Source organism: Streptomyces gardneri (assembly GCF_006539185.1).
Classification (GTDB): Bacteria; Actinomycetota; Actinomycetes; order Streptomycetales; family Streptomycetaceae; genus Streptomyces; species Streptomyces gardneri.
The window spans coordinates 37,844-57,033 of the sequence record NZ_BJMN01000003.1; the positions used below are offsets into that span (position 1 = coordinate 37,844).

Genomic DNA, 19,190 nt, shown 5'->3' on the forward strand with positions numbered 1-19,190 from the left:
GGTGGGGTGTTCAGAGCCGGCGCAGCAGGTGCCCCAGCGACATGTCGACGGTCTGGCCTTCGCACGACGCGTCGGTCGAATCGAAGCGCTCCCCGGTGGAGGTCACCCGGCAGCGTCTGAGCTCGTAGCCCGTCTCGTCGGGCAGTGCCCGCGTACGGATCCATCCGAGCAGCCGGACCTGCCGGGCCCCCTCGCAGTCCGCGGCGAGGGAACTGAACGCGTCCACGCCGTCCAGGCAGGCGTACAACGGTCGGGTGTCGGGCCGTTCGACCAAGGAGAGGACACCGATGCGGCCCTCCGCCCGATAGCCGGAGGGGACACCGCCCACGCTGCTCCAGTGGTCGCCCGGCCGGTCCGGTTGTACGTGGCGCACCAGCGGTGCGTACGCCCGCACATGGCCCAGGAGGAACTCGGTCTCCTGGCCCTCGCATCCGGGGTGCCAGGAGTCGAAGTGCTCGCCGGCCGTGGTGCGGCACCGGTACAGCGCCACGGTCGCCTCGCCGGCCGGCGCGTTCCGGTACACGGGGCCGAGGACGGCCAGACGACGGTGTCCCTCGCACCGGGCGTCGACGGAGGTGAACTGGTCCTCACCCGTCAGACAGGAGTAGAGGAGAGTGGTGTCCGGCGCGCCCGCCGGTGCGAACCAGCCGAGCTCGTGCTCCATGTGGTAGCCGGGCGGAGCGAGACCGCCGCTGCCCGGGCCACCGGTGGTGACGTGCTCGCCGTTGTGTCCGAGGTAGCGGTTCAGCCCGTCGCGGGCGAAGGGCCGGCCCTCCTGGGGGTCCGCGGCCTCTTCCGCGATCTGACCCGGGGTACGCACCCCGGAGTGCACCCGGACGTCGTCGACCGATCCGGCCCAGTGCTCCGCCGCGGCTCCGCGCTCCTTGGCCCGGCCGATCCGCAAGGCTCCCGAGGCGTGGTGCCGGTGCTCACCGTCACGCCCCACCGCCTGGAGCGTGCCGTTCACGTACAACCGCAGCTCCCCGGCCGAGGCGTCGTACACCCCGGCGAGGTGGGTCCACTCGCTCGACACCGCCCCGGCCGGGGCGGAGGCCTCGTACCGTACGGGGTCGTCGGCGTCGGACCCGGCGATGGTGAACGCCCAACGCCGGCGCGGTCCGTCGTAGCCGAGCTGGAAGCCGCTGACACGGTCCCCGTCCTGGCTCACCGCGGTCATCGGGGCCGTGGCCTGCCCGCTCGGCCGGACCCGCGCGCTGACCGTGAAGCTTCCGTCCGTGCGCACCGCCGGTCCGGCGGTGCCGACGTGGTCGTCGACGCCGTCGAGCGCCACCGCGCTGCCGCCGCCGTGCCCGGGAGCCCACGCCGCACCGCCCTGCGGCTCGCCGTGCCGGCGCATGCCTGAGGAGTCCGCGGCGCTGTCGGCGGTGTTCTCCTCGAACGTCCAGCGTCCTTCCTCGACGGACGTTCCGGTGGCGAGCGCGTGGATGTCGCTGTCGACCGCGACCCGGTCTCCGGTGTGTACCCGGCCGTCGCTCAGCACCCGGTCGTAGAGCCGGACCTCGTCCAGCGCGCCGGGCCAGGGGTCGACCGGCGCACCGTTGAACCGGCCGCGGCCGATCTGTACCTGTCCGCTCGCGTGCCACGGGGAGCGGTGCTCGGCCTGCCCGGCGAACCGGCCGTCGACGTAGAGCTTGATCAGCTGTTCGCCCGCGTCGTACACCCCGGCGAGATGGGTCCACACACCCGCGCGCACGGGGATGTCCGAGGACACCCGGTCGCCGCCGAAGTGGTCCGTGTCCGACACCGGGACGGTGAAGGCCCACTGCCGGGTGTCGCTGCGGTACTGCAGGTAGAACCCGCTGGCGCGGACACCGTCCTGGCTGACCGCCGTCCGCCAGGGCCCGTCGAGCCGGTCCAGCCTCACCCAGGCGGCGACGGAGAAGCTGCCTCCGGTGTGCACGGTGGACCGCTCGCCCATGGCGACATGGCCGGTGAGGCCGTCGAAGCGTACGGCGTCCCCCTGCCGCCCGGTGGTCCAGCCCGTCGGGCCGGGCGTGAGGGTCCCGTCCGCTCCCGATCCGACGGCGTCCGGGACCGTGGTGGCGGACAGCCGCCCGTCCATCCGCCAATGGTGCACCGGTGGGAAGCGGGTGGTGCGGACGAGGAAGTGGTACGTCGTCGGGCGGCTTTCGTTGCCCGCGCGGTCCACACCGACGACGTACAGGTCGTGCGGCTCGCCCCGGCCGGGCGTCACCTCCACCACGGCCTTTCCGTCGACCACCGCGACCTCCCGCGTCGGGGGAGTGACCAGGCCGTACCGGAAGCGCACGATGTCCGGATCGCCGTCCGTCGACAGCGTGAAGCCGCCGGTCCGGCCCACGCCGCCGCCCAGCTCGTCGGGCGGGTACACGGCGGAGGTGACCACCGGCTGCTTCCGGGGCGCGGTCTGGTCGACCGTCAGGTCGCACCACGGGGACCAGGGACCGTGCACCCGGCCGTCCCAGCCGCGTACCCGCCAGCCGACCCTGCTGCCGTCCGTGAACGTCCCGGGCGGGATCGTCACCGAGAACGGCGTACCGGACTCCTGCATCACGGTCGTACGGGAGTCCACCCGGTGATCACCGCGCACCCACCACTCGAACTCCGCGGCCAGCGGCCCCCGGTCGGGATCCGCCACGGTGGCCCACAGGACGGGGGTGGCGCTCCGCGTGTACGGCTCGTGGGGCTGCAGCCCGCAGCCGAGGTCTCCGGCGGACAGCCGCTCCGGCGGGTCGGGGAAGGAGTTGTAGGTGACGATCAGCGACGGGTCGGTGCGGAACTTCTTCCAGGCGTACCTGTCTCCCTCGTCCTCGGCCCGCAGCATCAGGGTCACGAACGACGCGCCGCCCACGGCGTCGACCGCCGCCGGGGTGACGTCGAAGCCGATCCAGTTGGCCGGGCAGGACGCCGAGTAGCCGTGCGCGACGTGTTGGGTGCCCAGATTCCGGATGCCGGGCGGCTGGTTCTCCCAGGTCGTCCACGGTTCGACGACACCGGTCTGCCACAACTCGACGCCCCGGGGCGAGCACGAGGGCGCGTAGGACTCGAAGACGTTGAACTCCGCCCGCACCACCTGCTTCCCGGCCAGCGCCCGGAGGTCGTACTGGAAGAACGACCGGGCGAGCACCGTCGGGCGCTCCCACGTGCTGTACCCCACCTTGGCGATGCCGTCGCCGTCCCCGAGCCAGTACGACTGGTTCCGGTATCCCTCCGGCACGCCGTAGACCAGCGCCCAGCCGCCCGGGCCGGACGACCACTCGGGGTCGATGGTGACCGGGAACCGGGTGTGCGGGTCGGAGAGCAGCTTCCTGTCGGGGAAGAGAGTGAGGGTCGTATCGGTCACCTTCACCGGCATCGTCGCCCGATGGCCGGCGGCGGCCTTGCCGGGTGCGTGCGGGCCGGCGAGATCGTCTTCCGTCGCGTCCCACATCTGCGGCGCGGGCGCGCGGAGCACCGGACGGCCGCTCCTGTCGGCGGCGGTGAGGTTCCCGGCCGCGTCGGTGGTGACGGCGAGCCCCTCGGTCCGCAGGCCGAAGCGGAGCTCCGCCAATGCCGGATTGCTCGCCGCCGACCGGTCACGCACGACGAGCACGTGGGAGAACCCGTCCGTGGTCGCCCGGACGCCGAGGTCCACGCCGGGCAGGACAGCCCGGTACGTGGCGGTGTCCCCGGTCAGTTCGGGCCGGGGCAGTGGCTTCGGCCAGCTCAGCTCCAGCCGTCCGCCGCCGGCCTCGTAGCGGACGAGCGGGGCGGTGCCACCGCCTGAGAAGGCGAGAGCGGCGGTGGTTCCCAGCGGCGCGACCGATCCGTCGGGTCCGGCGCGCAGGGTGGTGTCGAGATCGCGCCAGCCGGATGCGTCGCGGGCGCGGACCGGCCGGAGGTGCTGTTCGAGGGTGAAGGTTCCGTCCGGATTGGCGAAGACCTGCCCTGTCGTCGTGCGTTCGGCGACGACTTCCGCCCGTCGACCGGTCGACCGGGCCGATGCCGACGCCGAGGTGGCCGTCGCTTCCACGGTGGGACGGCCATCCGCCGCCGAGTTAGCGGGCAAGGACTCCGGACCGACGAGAAGGACCAGTGCCAGCAGGAGCGCATGGGTGAGACCCAGCCGAACCGTGACCATGCCGAACCCTCCTGCCGCTCGAACTGCCTCGAACATTGTTGTGACGACTCGTCACGCAACGTAACAGAGGCAGGTCGCAGGTGGGGACATCGTCTCCGAAACCACTCATTTCGGCGAACATGGTGGAGCGTTCGCCGGGGCCGGCCGGCTGGGTCCGGCCCCGGCGTACCGGATTACCTGGACTGCGTGGAGAGGCTCACACCGCTGAAGTCCTGTGCGGCGGCGAGGCTGAAGTAGACCCAGCCGGACGGCGGGTTGTCGATCGTCAGGGTCTCGCCGTTGCCGGCGTTGGTGGACTTGGCCTGGTAGCTGCCGGTGGTGGCCCAGCTGCTGCCGCCGTAGTACAGGTCGGCGTTGCCGGTGCCGCCGCTGCTGGTGATGGTCAGCTGCTTGACGCCGGCGGGCAGGTACACGAAGTGGTAGCTGTAGTTGCCGGCGGCGGCCGCGAGATTGTCCCGGCGACAGTTCTTGTCGAACTGACGGGGGTCGCTGATGGTGCAGAGCGGGGCGGACGCGGTCGCGGCGGCGTCCGGCAGCGGACCGCAGTCGGCGGTCGCGCAGGTGGTCGTCAGCCAGGTCGCGAAGTCCGCGTCGTAGCGGGTGCCGATGGTCTGCTTGAGGAAGGTGCGGGCCCCGGTCCAGTCACCGGCGCGGTACTTGTTGAGCACGGTCTCGACGTCGGCGGGGTGCGCCTGGAGCATGTAGCGGACCGCGAGGAAGCCCCAGCGGTAGACCCGGTTCGAGTTGACCTCGGGGTCCTCGTCCTGGCCGTAGACGGTGTCGAACAGGTCGCTGAGCTTGTACGTGTTCTTGCGGGCCTCGGCGATCGCGTCGGCGTTGCGCTCGCCCCGGTAGCCGAACGAGATGTTCTCGGCGATGCCCTCGACCCACCAGATGGTCGGCGTGGTCATGCCCGCCTCGAAGTCGCCGTGCATGTTGAAGCGGCCGTCGAGGTAGTGGGTGTACTCGTGGTTGAGGTTCCAGATCTGGAAGTCCGGGCGCAGCCAGTGGGCCTCGTGGGCGATGAAGCGGGCCTGGTTGCCGGCGGCGGCCGGGTTGCCCTCCTCGTACATGCCGCCGTTGTCGACGTCGATGTTGTAGATGGCCCAGGCGTACAGCGCGTACTGGGTGTAGTCGTCGAAGACGACGACCTCCAGGTTGGTGTTCACGTCACCGGGGATCGCGCCCTTGTCGCCGATGATCCGGTGGAAGTAGGCGTCCTGGTTGACCAGGCTGGTACAGGTGCTCGCCAGCTGACCGGGGGACATGTCCTGGGCGCGGATCTTCAGGCCCGGGGTGCACGTGTGCTGGATCGGCAGGATCGCCGGGAGCACGCGGTCGCCCAGGTCGCAGATGCCGTAGGCCGCGCAGTTGTTCCTGTCGTACTGGCGCGTGTACCAGCCCAGGTTCATGGTGATCGGCGCGGTGGGGCCGACGTTCGGGTAGCGGTTGATCAGGTCCTTCAGCAGCGGCCGGAGCCGGTCCTTGAGCTCGGGGACGTCGAGGCCGTGGCCGAGGTGGCGGCCGACGTTGCTGACGACGTCCAGGCGGTTCAGCTGCGCGCTGTTGCGCGTGATGAAGCCGGCCCAGGTGTCGAGGATGGTGGGGTCGGCCTTGAGGGCGGCCCGCCAGCCGCGGCCGTCGTCCTTGGCCTTGAAGCCGTTCTCGACGACCCACTCGACGTGCTGCATGGCGAGGTTCATCTGGCCGGGCCAGGTGCCGTCGTAGCCGCCGAGCATCCACTTGACGACGCCGGCGTACCGGCCGGCCGTGTGGGTGCTGTCGATCAACGTGACGACCTCGTTGAGGATCTCGCCGTTGGCGTCGGTGACGTCCTTGCTGCGCGGGGAGGCGAAGAAGGCGTCCAGGGCGCCGCGCGCCGCGCTGTCGAGCGCCGTGCCGTAGTCACCGACGACGTCCGCGTTGTTGTCCTGCACGTAGTAACCGGCGCGCAGGAAGAGGACCAACTGGCCGATGGAGGCACTGTTGGTGCCGGCGTACGTGGCGGAGGCGTCGCGCAGCGCGTTGGCGACGGTCACCATCTGGGCCTCGTGGAAGGCCTTGCGCGCGTTCTCCCCGGTGAGGCCGAACAGCGGGTAGGTGCAGTTGATCCGGGGGAGAGCCTTGAGCTGCTGGACGAGGGCGCTGCCCGTGGCGTTGACGACCCCGCCGAGGTCGGGGCACTCGTCGGCGGCGGCGGCCGAGGACTGCTTGCCGACCTTGACGGACGCGACCTTCGGGGCGGGTGCCGGGCCCGATTCCTCGGTGCTGTCCTGCGCGGAGATACGGAAGCGGGAGCTGTTGCTCATCGCGTCGGGCGACTTGGGCACCGGGATCGACCGCGGCGCCGAGGCCGCGGCTCCCGATGAGTTCGTACGGGCCGGGGTCGTGGCGCCGGCGGAGGCGGCCTGGGCCTGCGGCGCGAACAGGCCGAGCGCGATGAACACGGCTGCGCCGAGCGCGGGAAGTCTGCGCGCGTTGGCTCTCGATATCCGGAACGGGTGCATCTGTGGGGGCCTCCGGGGCCGTTGTGGCCGCGCTGGGACGCGCGGCCAATGATGTGTGACATGTAAAATTGCACAAGTCCTCGCCCGGTGGAAGCCTTCCGGCCAGATTGATCGGCCCCTACGACTGCAAGTTGGGCGTTCCCCCTGCCGGAGCCCCGTGGCGCGCGCCGTAGATTCCCGGGGCCGATCAGCGTGTGAAGGCGGCCCGGGTGGCGGTGTGTTCGGCCCGGGCTGCCACGCGTGCAGCGAACCGGCGCAACAGGTGCTCACCCGACCGGCTGAGCGGGGCGTCCTCCAGGAAGCGCACACCCCAGGTCGTGGACCCCAGGCGGAACGCCTGCTGCGGGCGTCCTTCGCAGTCGGCCAGGGTGGCGGCGCCGGCGGGCGGTGGGAACCGTTCGCCTGCCGGGCGCAGCTCGACCGGGAGAGGGTCGCACTTCGCGAAGAGCGGGTCGGTGTCGGCGGCGGAAGTCGGTACGACGGCCCGGTGCTTGGTCGGCGTGGTGGAACCCGAGTCCGCGGCGACGGCCTCCGGCCCCGCCAGCACCCAGGACGTTGACACCCTCGACGCCCGTCAGGTCAGGGGTGAGTGCCCCGTCGTCCTCCGGCGCGTCGGGCCGGATGGTCAGTCCGGCTTCGGCGAGTGCAGCGCTCACGTCGACCCGGGTCTCCGTCGCCGGGTCCCGCACCACGACCACCGACCATCGCCTACTCGTCGCATTCGAGCCACTTGGGGCGATCGCGGCAGGGCCCCTGTGAGCCGAACACCGCGAGCGGCGCGCAGGGGCCTCCTGGCCGGCCTTCCGTCGCGTCGAGAGCCACTCCTCCGCGCCGGGTCGGTGCGAGCAGTCAAACAGGCTTCACATCGAAGAGGCGATTGGACTGAGGCACGGAATGAGGCCCTCGCGGGCGGCTGACGTACAGAGAATCATCCAAGAGGTAAATCTGCGAGTAGGGGGCACATCTGCGAGGAGCAATACGGATTGGATCTCGCGGATGCGTTCGTGTGCTGGGCGGTCCGACGGTTCGGCTGCAGGCCGAAGGTCCGGCCTCGACGAGGGGCAGCAGCCCGATTGCGATCAGGGCGACCGGCCTATCGGGACGCACTCTCCTGGTACCCGGTGCGTGATCTTAGACATGAGTCCGCATGTGCGGCACCGATTGCTGTGAAGTCCGCTGATCTGCAATTTCCTGGAACCCTTTCCGTGCGGGGAACGGGATCAGCGGGGAAGGGTGTTGAGGCCCAGGTCAGGGCAGTGATGGGCCGGGCAGGAGAGGGCGAGGTCGGGACCCCTTCATGGAATGAGCAAGGGGAATTCGTCCATTCGGCTGGTGGATGCGACGCATGGTCCGGAAGGAAATTTTCTTTCCGGTAGCGTCGATCGAGACGCAGGTCACAGAAGTGACGACTGTTCGTTTCCGGCTTGGTGAGGCGTGTTTCCATGACCCTCCTGTCCATTCGCAACCAGCTCCCCGGCACCGTCACCGCCGTCACCACGGGTGAGGCCATGGCGTCTGTGAAGGTGCGCCTGGACGGCGGTCAGAACATCACCGCCGCCATCACCGCCGACGCGGTCAAGGACCTGGGCCTGGCCGAGGGTTCCGCGGTCAAGGCACTGGTGAAGTCCACCGAGGTCGCCCTCGCGACCGGCCCGGTGGAGGGCATCTCCATCCGCAACCAGCTCGCGGGTTCCGTCACCGAGGTGGCGACCGGTGGGGCCATGGGCTCGGTGAAGGTCTCCGTGGAGGGCGGCGGGCTGACCGCCGCGATCACCAAGGACGCCGTCGAGGACCTCGGCCTGAAGGCCGGCTCCTCCGTCGTCGCCCTGATCAAGTCGACCGAGATCTCGCTTGCTTCCGCCTGATTGCTCTCGCGCTGGTGAACCGGGCGTCAGGACCAGAGCTGACGTCGGTGCCAGCCGTCCGGCTCCCGCTCGTACCGGAGCCGGACATGGACGCGGGGCGCGGCGGCCTGCCAGAACTCGACGACGTCGGGCACGACCGTGTGCCGGCCGAGTTCTCCGGCATGAGGCTCTCCCAGTCTCCGGGCGTTGGTGTCGGGGCAATCAGAGGACTACGACCGTCGCCTCGGCCGGGTGGCGATGAGAGGGAGAAGACATAGGGGCGAGGGGCTGCCCGTTCCCCCGGGACGGGCAGCCCCTCGCGTCCTGAGTGATCCCGGATCCGCTACGGCTTCTGGAAGCCGGCGTCCTGGAGGATCTTCTGGCCCTCGGGCGAGGACAGCCAGGCGACGAAGGCGGCGGCGGCCTCGGCGTTCTTGGAGTCCTTGATCGTGGCGGCCGGGTACTTCGCGATGGCGTTCTGGCCGTCGGGGATCTCGACGGCGTCGACCTTGTCCTTGGCGCTCTCGGCGTCGGTCTTGTAGACGAGACCGGCGTCGGCCTCGCCGAGCTCGACCTTGCTGAGGACGGCGCGCACGTTGGGCTCCTGGGAGACCGGCTTCACCGTGACCTTCTGGGCGTCGAGGACCTGCTTGCTGTACTTGCCGGCCGGCACCTCGGGCGCGGCAAGCACGACCTTGAGCTTGGTGTCGGCGAGGTCCTTGAGCTCGTCGACCTTGTGCGGGTTGCCTTCGCCGGTGGCGATGACGAGCCGGTTCTTGGCGATGATCGCGGGGGTGCCCGTGTCGGCCTTGACCTTGTCCATGCTCTTGGTGTCGGCGGTGACCAGGACGTCGGCGGGGGAGCCCTGGGCGACCTGGGCCACGAGCTCCTGCGAGCCGGCGAAGGAGAAGGTGATCTTCGTACCCGGGTGGGACTTCTCGTAGGCGGCACCGGCGGTCTTGAAGACGTTGGTGAGGGAGGCCGCGGCGAGAACCGTCAGGTTCGCCTTGGGTGCGGCGCTCGCGGAGCCGGAGGCGGTGGACCCGCCGGTGTCCTTCTTGGTGTCGTCGCTCGAACACGCCGACAGCGGGACGAGCAGGGCGGCGGTGAGGGCGGCGGCGGCCGTGCGGCGTCTGACGGGGGTGAGGATGGTGGACATGAGGGTCTGATTCTCCTTGGGGACGAACGGAAAGTGCGGTGGGAGGCCTGCCGCGCCGACGGCCGATGTTCCTGCGGTACTGCGTGAGGGATGGTCAGGTGCGGTCGATGTGCACGCTGGTCGATTTCACGCGGGCGGTGGCCTGCATACCGACTTCCAGTCCCAGCTCCTCCACGGCTTCACGGGTGAGGAGGGAGACCAGGCGATGCGGTCCGGCCTGGATGGTGACCTGCGCCGCGATGTCGCCGAGCTTGATCCCCGTGACGATGCCCGGGAAGGCGTTGCGCGCCGAGGTGTACGACGCGTCGTCGTCGCCGCTCTGGGCGATCTCGGTGGAGAACGCCGCGAGCGACTTGCCGTCGATGACACGCCGGCCGCTCTCGTCCCGGTGGGTCGAGACCCTGCCTGCGTCCGCCCAGCGCCGCGCGGTGTCCGGGCTCACGCCCAGCAGCCGTGCGGCCTGCCCGATGGTGTAGGACTGCATGTGCGACACCGTAGGCCGCTCAGGCTCTCATCTGCAACAAGCCCGTAGGACTCTCCATGGCGAATGAGAGCGTAGTTGGAGAAAGGGACGAGGGGAGAGGTCTCGCGTCTCGCCGGTCGCGTCGGCGGGTCGCTGCAACAGCTGCGGCGCCACTTTCCTCCAGTCGTGACGCCCGCCCCCTGGGGGATCATCTAAGGGGCATTTCGCTTCATCGTCTTCGCACCTACGATGGCTGAACTCGCATTCACCTCGTGAATGTGAGGAGCGGGTCTGGCCCGTGCGTAAGCAAGGAGTCCCGTATGCAGGTCGATCATCTTCTCCGCCTGGTCCGGCCAGCGCGCTGGTCGTGGGGATCGAGGAGGTCTACCCGCACTGCCCCAAGTCGCTCCTGCGCAGCGGAGCCTGGAAGCAGGAGCAGTGGCTGCCGGCGGACGCCCAGCCGACCTCCGCCGAGGTGACGCTGGCCCAGCTGCGGATGCCGGAGCTGACGATCGACGACATCGAGCAGGCGGAGGCGGATTCGCTGAAGTACCGGTACGAGTGACGGGCCTAGCGGCGCTTGCGGAACCACCGGACCAGCTGGGCGCGGAGTCTTCACAGGTGCACGGCGTGGGCGGTGAGCCGGACGGCGCGTCCGGGAAATCCCCCGGGCGGCGACCGGAAACACCGAGGCCCGACACTGGGCGCCATGCCGCCCACGACGCATGCAACCCCCTCAGCGCCCGCCGGGCCTGCGCAGCTACATCCTCGGGCCGCCCAGGCGGTGACGTGGGCCGAGGCAAGGATGCTGGCGTACGGAGCGGCGCGGCCGATCGTGAGCCGGTCCGTCCCGCTCCATGACGCCGCGGGTCTGACGCTCGCCGAGGACCTGCGTACCCTCCGCCCCGTCCCGGCTTTCGACACGGCGGCCATGGACGGCTTCGCCGTGTCCGGCCCGGGGCCGTGGCGGATTCGGGGCATCACGCGGGCCGGGACGGCGTGGCGGGGGACGCTGGGCGCGGGCGACGGCGTGGAGATCTCCACCGGAGCCCTGGTGCCGTCAGGGGCGGTCGCGGTTCTGCCGAAGGAGCTGGCGTCGTTCGCCGACGGTCGGGTGCGCGGGCCCGAGCAGCCGGAAGGTCGGCACATCCGGCGCACGGGCGAGGACGCCGCCGCGGGCGACCGCCTCGCGCCGGGCGGAACGCGCATCGGCCCGGCACTGATCGGACTTGCCGCTGCCTGCGGCCACGACACCCTGCCGGTCCGTCCACGTCCGCGTGTCGGCCTGCTGGTCAGCGGTGACGAACTCGACCTCTCGGGCGTCCCGCGGTCTGGTCGGGTCCGCGACGCGCTCGGGCCGCTGATCCCCGCCCTGGTGGCCGAAATCGGTGGCGAGACGGTGTCATCGCGGCACGTCCCGGACCTGCCGGCGGGCGGCCTCGCCGCAGCCGTGCACGCGCGACACGACGCCGAGGTCGTCGTGGTCACCGGCTCGACCTCCGTAGGAGACACCGACCAGCTCCGACGGCTCCTCGCCGACGCCGGAGCCCGCCTGGTCATCGACACCGTCGCCTGCCGCCCGGGCCATCCCATGCTGCTCGCCCTGCTCCGCACCGGGCGCTGGGTGGTGGGACTACCCGGCAATCCGTACGCGGCCCTGGTCGCCGCCCGCACCCTCCTCGGCCCTCTGATCGCCGGACTGTCGGGGCGCCCCCTCGCGCCCCTCCCTCACCTGCCGGTCCGGGGCCGGGCGCAGATGTCGCCCGGGCTCACCCGTGTGGTCCCCGTCTCCTGGGCCGGTGGCGAGGCCTGCATCGTCGGCGGTCACGGGGCGGCCTTCCTCCGAGGCGCCGCCGTGGCCGACGCCCTGGCTGCGCTTCCGCCGGGCTGGATGGACGGGGACCCGGCGCCCCTGCTGCTCCAGGGCGGTTGAAGACGCCCGTCAGAGGGGGCGAAGGCGCCGGGCGACGGGTCAGCCCTTCGCGGCCTCCTCGATGAGCGCACGGATCCGCAAGGGCATCTCCTCGTAGAGCGAGATGGCCGTACTGGTCCGCACCACACCAGGCGCAGAGAGAATCCGACTGGTGACGCGGTGGAGGTCGGCGGTGTCGCGGGCGACCACCTTCACCAGCAGGTCCGCCTCTCCCGTGGTGGCATGCATCTCGATCACTTCGGGGAGGGATCGGAGGATCTCCACCGCGCGCGGCGTACTGGTCTGGCTGACCGCGATGGACACGAAGGCGACCAGCCCGCGGCCGAGAAGGGCTGGATCGACACGACGGGTGAACTCACGGAGTGCTCCCGACTGCTGCATGCGCTGCAAGCGGGAACTCAAGGTGTTACGGGCGATCCCCAGCCGCCTGGCGAGCGCCAAGGCCGTGGCGTCCGGCTCGTCGTCGAGAGCCAGGAGGATCCGTGCATCAAGACTGTCCATCTGAGCATTCTGCCTCCAATCTCACCCTTCATGCTTCACTATGCTCAACCCGAGGGATGAGCATTTGCGCTTGTGCAGCCCACTTCTGCAATCTGGCGACATGCGCCAGTCCAACTCAACGCGTCGAGTCCCCCAACATCCCGCACCCCCTGCACGCTCCGGGCGGCAGGTCGTCCCGTGCGCGAGGCAGCCCAGGAACAGCCAGACGGCCTTCGCCGGCGGCAGCCTCAACGACCGGGTTCTGCGCATACCCACCGGTGCCCAGAGCGGAGCCGCCCGATGAGCACTGCAGCCATCGACACCCCGCCCCCCAGCGCCGCCGTACGGCACAGCCCTGCCGAGAACATCGTGGGAATCCTCGTAGGAACGCTGGTCGCCTCCCTCGGGCTCTTCCTGATCAACAGCGCCGGCGCGGTCACCGGAGGCACGGCCGGACTCGTACTCCTGCTTGCCCAGGTGCTGCACTGGCCCTTCGCCGTCATCTTCGCCGTGGTGAACCTTCCGTTCGCCGTGCTGGCCTGGACGCGAAAGGGATGGTCGTTCGTGGCGAGTTCCGTGATCTCCGTATCGCTGTTCTCCACGTTCTCCCTCCTGCACCCCAAGTTCATCGAAGCGGCTCACGTCAATCCGCTCTACGCCGTCCTCGTGGGCAATCTCGCCGCGGGCATCGGCATCCTCATCGTCTTCCGGCACCACTCGAGCCTCGGCGGGTTCAACGTCGTCGCGCTCCTGTGCCAGGACCGCCTGGGATGGCGAGCCGGATACGTACTACTGGGCCTCGATGCCACCGTCGTCGCGCTTTCCGCTCTCACGGCACCGCTCCATACCGTTCTCCTCTCTGCTGCGGGCGTCGCGATTCTCAACGTGGTCCTGGTGATGAACCATCGCCCCGGCCGCTACCCGGCTGCGCTCTGAAAGATCGAAGGGCGCCGGCCGCTGGTATGCGTTGCAAGCTCCTATCCGACCCTTCGTACGGGTGAGCGCCTGTCCTCAGCTCTTGTGCAGGAACTCCCGCGCTCCGCGAAGTCGGGTACTCAGCCGTTTCTGCGTGGCGCGGCTGTCGAGGCGTACGTCGAGAGCTCCGGGCAGCCGGCTGTCTGCCCGGCGGCCGGCCGGAAGAAGGGCTGGGCCGAGTCCGTCCCGTCGGGCGAGGAGCACGCCGAGGGAGTAGCGGCTGACAGCGTCGGCGCCGGCCAGGTGGAAGACACCAGCGGCCTCGGAGGCAGCCAGTTCCCACAGAGCGGCTGCCAGGTCCTTGACGTGGACGGGGCAGCGGATGTCGTCCGTGAACAGGACGCCTTCGCGTGTTCCGGTGGCGAGTTCGTGCACGATCTTCTCGTGGACGGATCCGCCGTCGCCGATGATCAGGGACGTGCGGGCGACGACCGCGGTGGGGTGCAGGAGACGTACCACCGTTTCGGCGGTGGCCTTCGCGGCCCCGTACGGGGTGATCGGGTCCGGGAGTGCCGACTCGTCGTAGTGCACGTCGGCCCCGGAGAAGACCGCGTCGCTGGAGACGTGCACCAGCCGGATGCCCCGCCGCGCCGTCGCCTCGGCCAGGCGGACGGACCCGTCGGCGGTGACCGTCCAGTCGGCGTCGCCGCTGGAGGCGTTGATCACCACGTCGGGCGCCACCACGTCGAGGATCGTCTCGATCTGCTCGATGTCGCGGAGGTCCAGGCGGTGCCACGAGGCATCAGGGAGTTCGCCGGGACGGGAGTTGAAGGTCGCGGCCGTGGGGCGGCCCGCGGAGATCGCCTGCCGTACCAGCTCGGTCCCCAGGAACCCGCTGGCTCCGATGATGAGCGCCGTCATGCCGGTCCACGCTAGCGCAGCCGTGTGCGGAACGCGCCAGAGCAGGGAGGCAGGAGGGGGCGGGGCGGATCTCCCTCACTGCAAGGCGTCGCCCGTCCGCGGTTGCCCCGCGAGCTCTCCGGTTGTCGGCGATTCCGTCCCGTACATCGTCACCGGCGCTCCGTGTCTTGGTTGATACCTTTCACTTGTCGAGTGAAAGCAAACGGCTTCGCTCACGACGAGAGGGGCCCGTGAGTGCTGGCTGAAGAGCGGCGTGAGGTGCTCCTGCGCTTGGTCGAGCGTCGGGGAGCGGTCAAGGTGAAGGACGTCGCGGAAGAGATGGGGGTCTCCGCGGTCACCGTGCGCCAGGACGTCCGGGAGCTCGCCGGTCGGGGGCTGGTCGTCCGCGTGCACGGAGGAGTCATGTCGCTGACCGCGGCGCAGACGGCCGATGTGGCCGGCCCCGCCGCCCCCCGGCCCGCGACGCGGCATGGGGATGCCTTCGGGCTGATCGTTCCGCCGGGCGCGTATTACTACCCCGAGATCATCCGAGGGGTGCAGGACGCGGCGCGCATGCACGGCGTTCGCATCGTGCTCGCGGTTTCCGGTGAGACGCTCGCGGACAACCAGGAGCAGGTGCGACGGCTGACCGCGGCGGGTGTCGACGGTCTGCTGTTGATGCCGCGCGCAGGCCTCGAGCCCGTGGACCTGGCCGAGGAGTGGCTGGCCGGGCTCGACATACCGGTCGTTCTCGTGGACCGCAGGGCCGGTGCGTGGGCCGGGCAGCTGGAGCAGGTCGCGTCGGATCACGCCCACGGCGCGGGCCTGGCCGTGCGGCACCTCGCCGAGCTGGGGCACGAGCGGATCGCTCTGGTGGCCCGGGCGGAGAGCCCCAACACTCCTTTGATCCGCGAGGGTTATGCGGCGACCTGCCGGGCCTTGGGGTTGAAGGCAGGCCCGGAGTACGGCATCGATCCGACCGACGGGCCGATGGCGGCCCCGTGGTTCGAGGAGCTCGCGCAGGTGGTCGAGGCAGGTGAGGTCCGGGCCGCTCTGGTCCACAACGATCTCGATGCCGTCGCCCTGGTCGGCCTCCTTCAGGCGCGCGGTCTGCGCGTTCCCGAGGATCTGGCCATCGTGACGTACGACGACGAGGTCGCGGAGCTCAGCGATGTGCCGCTCACGGCTGTGGCGCCGCCCAAGAGGGCGGTGGGGGCATGGGCGGTGGACCTGATGCGGCGGCGACTCGCCGAGCCGAACGCACCCCTGGCCGAGCTGCTGCTCCGCCCCGAGCTGCGCGTACGGGACTCGAGCGGGGCTTCCCCTGCATCGGGCCGACGCGCGTAGAGACCGGCGGGGGAGAGCGGTGCCATGTGAAAACGCTTGCTTTCGCTTTCTTTCGAATGAAGCGAAAGCATTGACGAAGCATATTTACTGACGAATGATTCCGGTCAACGCCCCAGCGAACGATCGGTGCCCATCATGCTTCGCAGAACCACGGCTGCCCTGGCCTGCTCCGTCACAGCTCTCGCCCTGCTCGCCACCGCCTGCGGCGGCGAGGCGGACCAGGGCGCTCTCCCGGCCCCCGGGAAGACGGGAGAGGTCACCTTCTGGTCCTTCGTGAAGGGCTCGGACAAGGTGGCTGCGGCCTTCAACCGCAGCCACCCGGACATCAAGGTGACGTTCGAGACGGTTCCGTCGGGCCAGGAGTACTACTCCAAGCTCACCAACGCGGTGAAGGCCGGCACCGCGCCGGACGTCGCGGTGGTCGAGTACCCGCACCTTCCGGAGTTCGCCGCCCAGGGCAAGATCGAGGACCTGAGCGGCTCCCTCGGCCCGGTGGTGAAGGAGCGGTTCCCCGAGGCGGCGCGGCAGCTGGTGAACCTCGGTGACAGGACCTGGGCCGTCCCGCGTGACGCGGCGCCCCTGATGATGATGTACCGCAAGGACTTCTTCACCCGGCACAAGATCGACGTCCCCACGACGTGGGACGCGTACCGGAACATGACCGAGCAGGTGAAGAAGGCCGACCCCGCCGCCCGAGGCGGCGTCCTGTACACCGACAACCCCGGGCTCCTGAGCGCGCTCTCCTGGCAGGCCGGCGGCCAGTGGTTCTCGGCCGGGAAGGACTCCTGGAAGGTCACCGTCGACGACGCCCCGTCGAAGAAGGTCGCCGCCTACTGGGGCGACCTCGCCCGCAAGGACCTCGTCCGTCCGCTCAGCCAGCTGGACCCCTTCTGGACCAGCGTCCAGAAGGGCCGGACCGTCGCGTATGTCTGCGCCAGCTGGTGCGCCGGAGCCCACCAGGCGACCGTCCCCGACCAGAAGGGCAAATGGGCCGTCGCGTCCGTGCCCACCTGGGACGGAAAGCCGGCCTCGGCCATGTACGGAGGCTCGTCCTTCGTGATCCCGAAGGGGGCCGACAACAGCGGTGCCGCGGCCGAGTTCATCAAGTGGATCACCACTGACCCCGAGGGCATGAAGGCATGGGTGTCGTCCGGCACCAGCAGCATGTTCCCCGCCGATCCGAAGCTCGTGCCGGTCACGAAGGCGGCCTTCGCGACGGACTACTTCGGCGGGCAGGACATCTACTCCCTCATGTCGCGGTCCTACGACGCCATCAGGCCCGGCTGGACGTGGGGCCCGGTCATGGGTGCCACCAACACGGCCATCGTGGACCAGCTCCCCAAGGTCGCCGACGGCACGGTGACCCTGCCCGGAGTCCTCTCCACCGCCGAGCAGGCCACGGTCGCGCAGATGAAGCAGCGCGGCCTGACGGTCACCGCCCCGTAGAGGGCCGGAGCCCCGAGCCCGTAGGAGCCCGGAGCCCGCTGGAGCCCGGAGCCCACAGCCCCGAGGCCCGTAGGAGCCCCCAGCCCCCAGCCCCCAGCCCCCAGCCCACAGCCCGGAGCCCACAGCCCTGAGCGTCGGCCCCGCCCGCCCGCGCGGCGGGCCGGCCCCCGGCTCCCTCCCGCACCCGCCCCACCCAAGGAAGGCCGGTATGGCAAGCCCATCCGCCCGAGGACAGCGCCGGACCGCCGCACTGCTCCTCACACCGTTCTTCGGCCTGTTCGCGGCCGTCACCCTCGCCCCGCTGCTGTACGCGGCATGGCTGAGCCTGTTCACCACCCGCACCTCCGGCCTCGGGTTCGGCGGCACCGAGAACGTCTTCACCGGGCTGGGCAACTACGCCCGCGCGCTGTCCGACGAGGCGTTCCGTGACGGGTTCCTCGTCATCGCCGCGTACTGCGCGATCTACATCCCCGTGATGATCGGCGGATCGCTGGTCCTGGCCCTGTTGCTCGACTCGGGTCTGGCCAAGGCCAGGTCCTTCTTCCAGCTGGCGCTGTTTCTGCCCCATGCGGTGCCGGGCCTGATCGCCGCGCTGATCTGGGTGTACCTCTACACCCCCGGCCTGAGCCCGGTGATCGACCTCCTGGAGTCCGGCGGCATCGGCATCAACTTCCTGTCGGTCGACAACGCCGTTTTCTCCGCGGCCAACATCGCCGTCTGGGAATGGACCGGCTACAACATGGTCATCTTCTACGCGGCTCTCCAGGCGGTGCCCCGCGAGACGCTGGACGCCGCGAAGGTCGACGGCGCGGGCGCCGTGCGGACGGCGCTTTCCATCAAGGTTCCGATGATCGGCCCCGCGATAGCGCTCGCCGTCCTCTTCACCGTCATCGGCTCGATCCAGCTCTTCACCGAGCCGAAGGTCATCTACAACGCCTCCAGCGCGATCGGCAGCAGCTGGACCCCCAACATGTACGTCCAGACGGCGGCCTTCCAGAACAACGACTTCGGCCTGGCGGCAGCCGCCTCACTGCTGATCGCCCTGTTCGCCGCCGTGCTGTCGTTCGCCGTCACCCGTATCTCACGCCGCGGGAGCAAGTCGTGACCAAGTCCTCCACAGCCGACGCTCCGGCTCGCACACCCGTGACGCCGTCGCCGTCGCCGCCGTCGTCGTCCGGCCCTCGTCCGGCGCCTCGCGGACGCAGGCGTCCCGTCAAGTCCCCGTCCGTGCTTCTGTCCAAGGCCGGCGTCACGGCGATGCTGGGCCTCGCCACGCTCTACACCCTGCTGCCGCTGACCTGGCTGCTCCTGTCCTCCACCAAGAGCCGCGAGGACCTGTTCGGCACGAACGGCTTCGCACTCGGCGGCGAGACCCACCTCGCCGCCAACCTGAGCCACCTGTTCGCCGCCGACGGCGGAGTGTACGTGCGCTGGCTGATCAACACGGTGCTGTACGCCGGTGTGGGCGCCCTCCTGGCATCGGTGTTCGGCGTCGCCGCCGGCTACGCGTTCGACAAGCTCACGTTTCCCGGCAAGGAGCGCCTGTTCTCGCTCGTGCTCCTCGGCGTGATGGTGCCCGGCACGGCGATGGCGATCCCGCTGTACCTGCTCGCCGCCAAGGCCGGGCTGGTGAACACCTTCTGGGGCGTCTTCATCCCAGGGCTCGTCTTCCCGTTCGGCGTGTACCTGGCACGGGTCTTCAGCGCGTCCTATGTGCCGGACGAGGTCCTGGAAGCGGCACGGATGGACGGGGCCAGCGAGTTCCGGACCTTCTGCCGCATCGCCTTCCCGATGATCGCACCCGGCTTCGTGACCATCTTCCTCTTCCAGTTCACCCAGATCTGGAACAGCTTCTTCCTGCCCCTGGTCATGCTCTCCGACCAGGACCTGTACCCGGTCAACCTCGGGCTGTACGTCTGGTACTCGTCCGCGCTCACGCAAGGCCATCCCGAGGACTACCTGCTCGCCGTCGTCGGCTCGCTCGTCGCCGTGGCTCCGCTGATCGCGGTCTTCCTCATGCTGCAGCGGTTCTGGAAGTCCGGCATGACGGCCGGCGCCGTCAAGTAGGCGGCCAAC

15 protein-coding genes and 1 pseudogene are annotated in these 19,190 nt (G+C 70.1%); 8 read left to right on the forward strand and 8 right to left on the reverse strand.

What is annotated here, in order from left to right:
* Positions 1-10: 10 nt before the first annotated feature.
* The 3 genes from SGA01_RS01855 to SGA01_RS01865 form a co-directional block, all read right to left on the reverse strand.
* Complete coding sequence (locus SGA01_RS01855) at positions 11-4,120, reverse strand: LamG-like jellyroll fold domain-containing protein (protein WP_141292625.1); 4,110 nt, start codon at positions 4,118-4,120, stop codon at positions 11-13.
* Between the two features lie 173 nt (positions 4,121-4,293).
* Positions 4,294-6,627 (reverse strand): M9 family metallopeptidase, encoded by a 2,334-nt coding sequence (locus SGA01_RS01860; RefSeq protein WP_229917709.1) that lies wholly within the window; start codon positions 6,625-6,627, stop codon positions 4,294-4,296.
* 187 nt (positions 6,628-6,814) lie between these two features.
* The gene (locus tag SGA01_RS01865) at positions 6,815-7,189 is read right to left on the reverse strand and encodes a type 1 glutamine amidotransferase family protein (protein WP_141292627.1); all 375 of its coding nucleotides are present in this window, start codon (positions 7,187-7,189) and stop codon (positions 6,815-6,817) included.
* 880 nt (positions 7,190-8,069) lie between these two features.
* Here SGA01_RS01865 and SGA01_RS01870 point away from each other — a divergent pair.
* A complete protein-coding gene (locus SGA01_RS01870) occupies positions 8,070-8,492 on the forward strand; it encodes a TOBE domain-containing protein (protein ID WP_141292629.1) in 423 nt (140 codons plus the stop codon).
* A 26-nt stretch (positions 8,493-8,518) separates the two neighbouring features.
* Here SGA01_RS01870 and SGA01_RS01875 read toward each other — a convergent pair whose 3' ends face one another.
* The 3 genes from SGA01_RS01875 to SGA01_RS01885 all read right to left on the reverse strand — a co-directional run bounded on the left by SGA01_RS01875 (position 8,519) and on the right by SGA01_RS01885 (position 10,114).
* On the reverse strand, positions 8,519-8,626 hold the full coding sequence (locus SGA01_RS01875) for a pyridoxine 5'-phosphate oxidase C-terminal domain-containing protein (protein ID WP_229917711.1): 108 nt from the start codon (positions 8,624-8,626) through the stop codon (positions 8,519-8,521).
* Between the two features lie 188 nt (positions 8,627-8,814).
* Positions 8,815-9,630 (reverse strand): molybdate ABC transporter substrate-binding protein, encoded by an 816-nt coding sequence (gene modA, locus SGA01_RS01880; RefSeq protein WP_141292631.1) that lies wholly within the window; start codon positions 9,628-9,630, stop codon positions 8,815-8,817.
* 94 nt (positions 9,631-9,724) lie between these two features.
* Positions 9,725-10,114: a TOBE domain-containing protein gene (locus SGA01_RS01885; protein ID WP_055645363.1), complete on the reverse strand. Its 390-nt coding sequence runs from the start codon at positions 10,112-10,114 to the stop codon at positions 9,725-9,727.
* A gap of 328 nt (positions 10,115-10,442) precedes the next feature.
* On the opposite strand from SGA01_RS01885, the pseudogene SGA01_RS01890 reads away from it, so the two are divergent.
* Together SGA01_RS01890 and SGA01_RS01895 are read left to right on the forward strand one after the other, a co-directional pair.
* Positions 10,443-10,658, forward strand: a pseudogene (locus SGA01_RS01890) (MSMEG_1061 family FMN-dependent PPOX-type flavoprotein); the annotation flags it as partial.
* Between the two features lie 144 nt (positions 10,659-10,802).
* Positions 10,803-12,026 (forward strand): molybdopterin molybdotransferase MoeA, encoded by a 1,224-nt coding sequence (locus tag SGA01_RS01895; RefSeq protein WP_141292633.1) that lies wholly within the window; start codon positions 10,803-10,805, stop codon positions 12,024-12,026.
* Between the two features lie 39 nt (positions 12,027-12,065).
* Here SGA01_RS01895 and SGA01_RS01900 read toward each other — a convergent pair whose 3' ends face one another.
* Positions 12,066-12,527 (reverse strand): Lrp/AsnC family transcriptional regulator, encoded by a 462-nt coding sequence (locus SGA01_RS01900; RefSeq protein WP_141292635.1) that lies wholly within the window; start codon positions 12,525-12,527, stop codon positions 12,066-12,068.
* 279 nt (positions 12,528-12,806) lie between these two features.
* Between SGA01_RS01900 and SGA01_RS01905 the strand changes: the two genes are divergently transcribed.
* Positions 12,807-13,442: a YitT family protein gene (locus tag SGA01_RS01905; protein WP_141292636.1), complete on the forward strand. Its 636-nt coding sequence runs from the start codon at positions 12,807-12,809 to the stop codon at positions 13,440-13,442.
* Positions 13,443-13,517: 75 nt separating this feature from the next.
* Here SGA01_RS01905 and SGA01_RS01910 read toward each other — a convergent pair whose 3' ends face one another.
* On the reverse strand, positions 13,518-14,342 hold the full coding sequence (locus SGA01_RS01910) for an SDR family oxidoreductase (protein ID WP_141292638.1): 825 nt from the start codon (positions 14,340-14,342) through the stop codon (positions 13,518-13,520).
* A gap of 234 nt (positions 14,343-14,576) precedes the next feature.
* Here SGA01_RS01910 and SGA01_RS01915 point away from each other — a divergent pair, with 234 nt between their 5' ends.
* The 4 genes from SGA01_RS01915 (at position 14,577) to SGA01_RS01930 (ending at position 19,181) form a co-directional block, all read left to right on the forward strand.
* A complete protein-coding gene (locus SGA01_RS01915; protein WP_141292640.1) occupies positions 14,577-15,668 on the forward strand; it encodes a LacI family DNA-binding transcriptional regulator in 1,092 nt (363 codons plus the stop codon).
* 135 nt (positions 15,669-15,803) lie between these two features.
* Complete coding sequence (locus SGA01_RS01920; protein ID WP_141292642.1) at positions 15,804-17,114, forward strand: ABC transporter substrate-binding protein; 1,311 nt, start codon at positions 15,804-15,806, stop codon at positions 17,112-17,114.
* Positions 17,115-17,322: 208 nt separating this feature from the next.
* Entirely contained in the window at positions 17,323-18,219 is an 897-nt protein-coding gene (locus SGA01_RS01925; protein ID WP_055645371.1) for a carbohydrate ABC transporter permease, read from the forward strand.
* The gene (locus tag SGA01_RS01930; protein WP_167533976.1) at positions 18,216-19,181 is read left to right on the forward strand and encodes a carbohydrate ABC transporter permease; all 966 of its coding nucleotides are present in this window, start codon (positions 18,216-18,218) and stop codon (positions 19,179-19,181) included. Before SGA01_RS01925 ends, SGA01_RS01930 begins: the two co-directional genes overlap by 4 nt.
* The last annotated feature ends 9 nt before the right edge of the window (positions 19,182-19,190 follow it).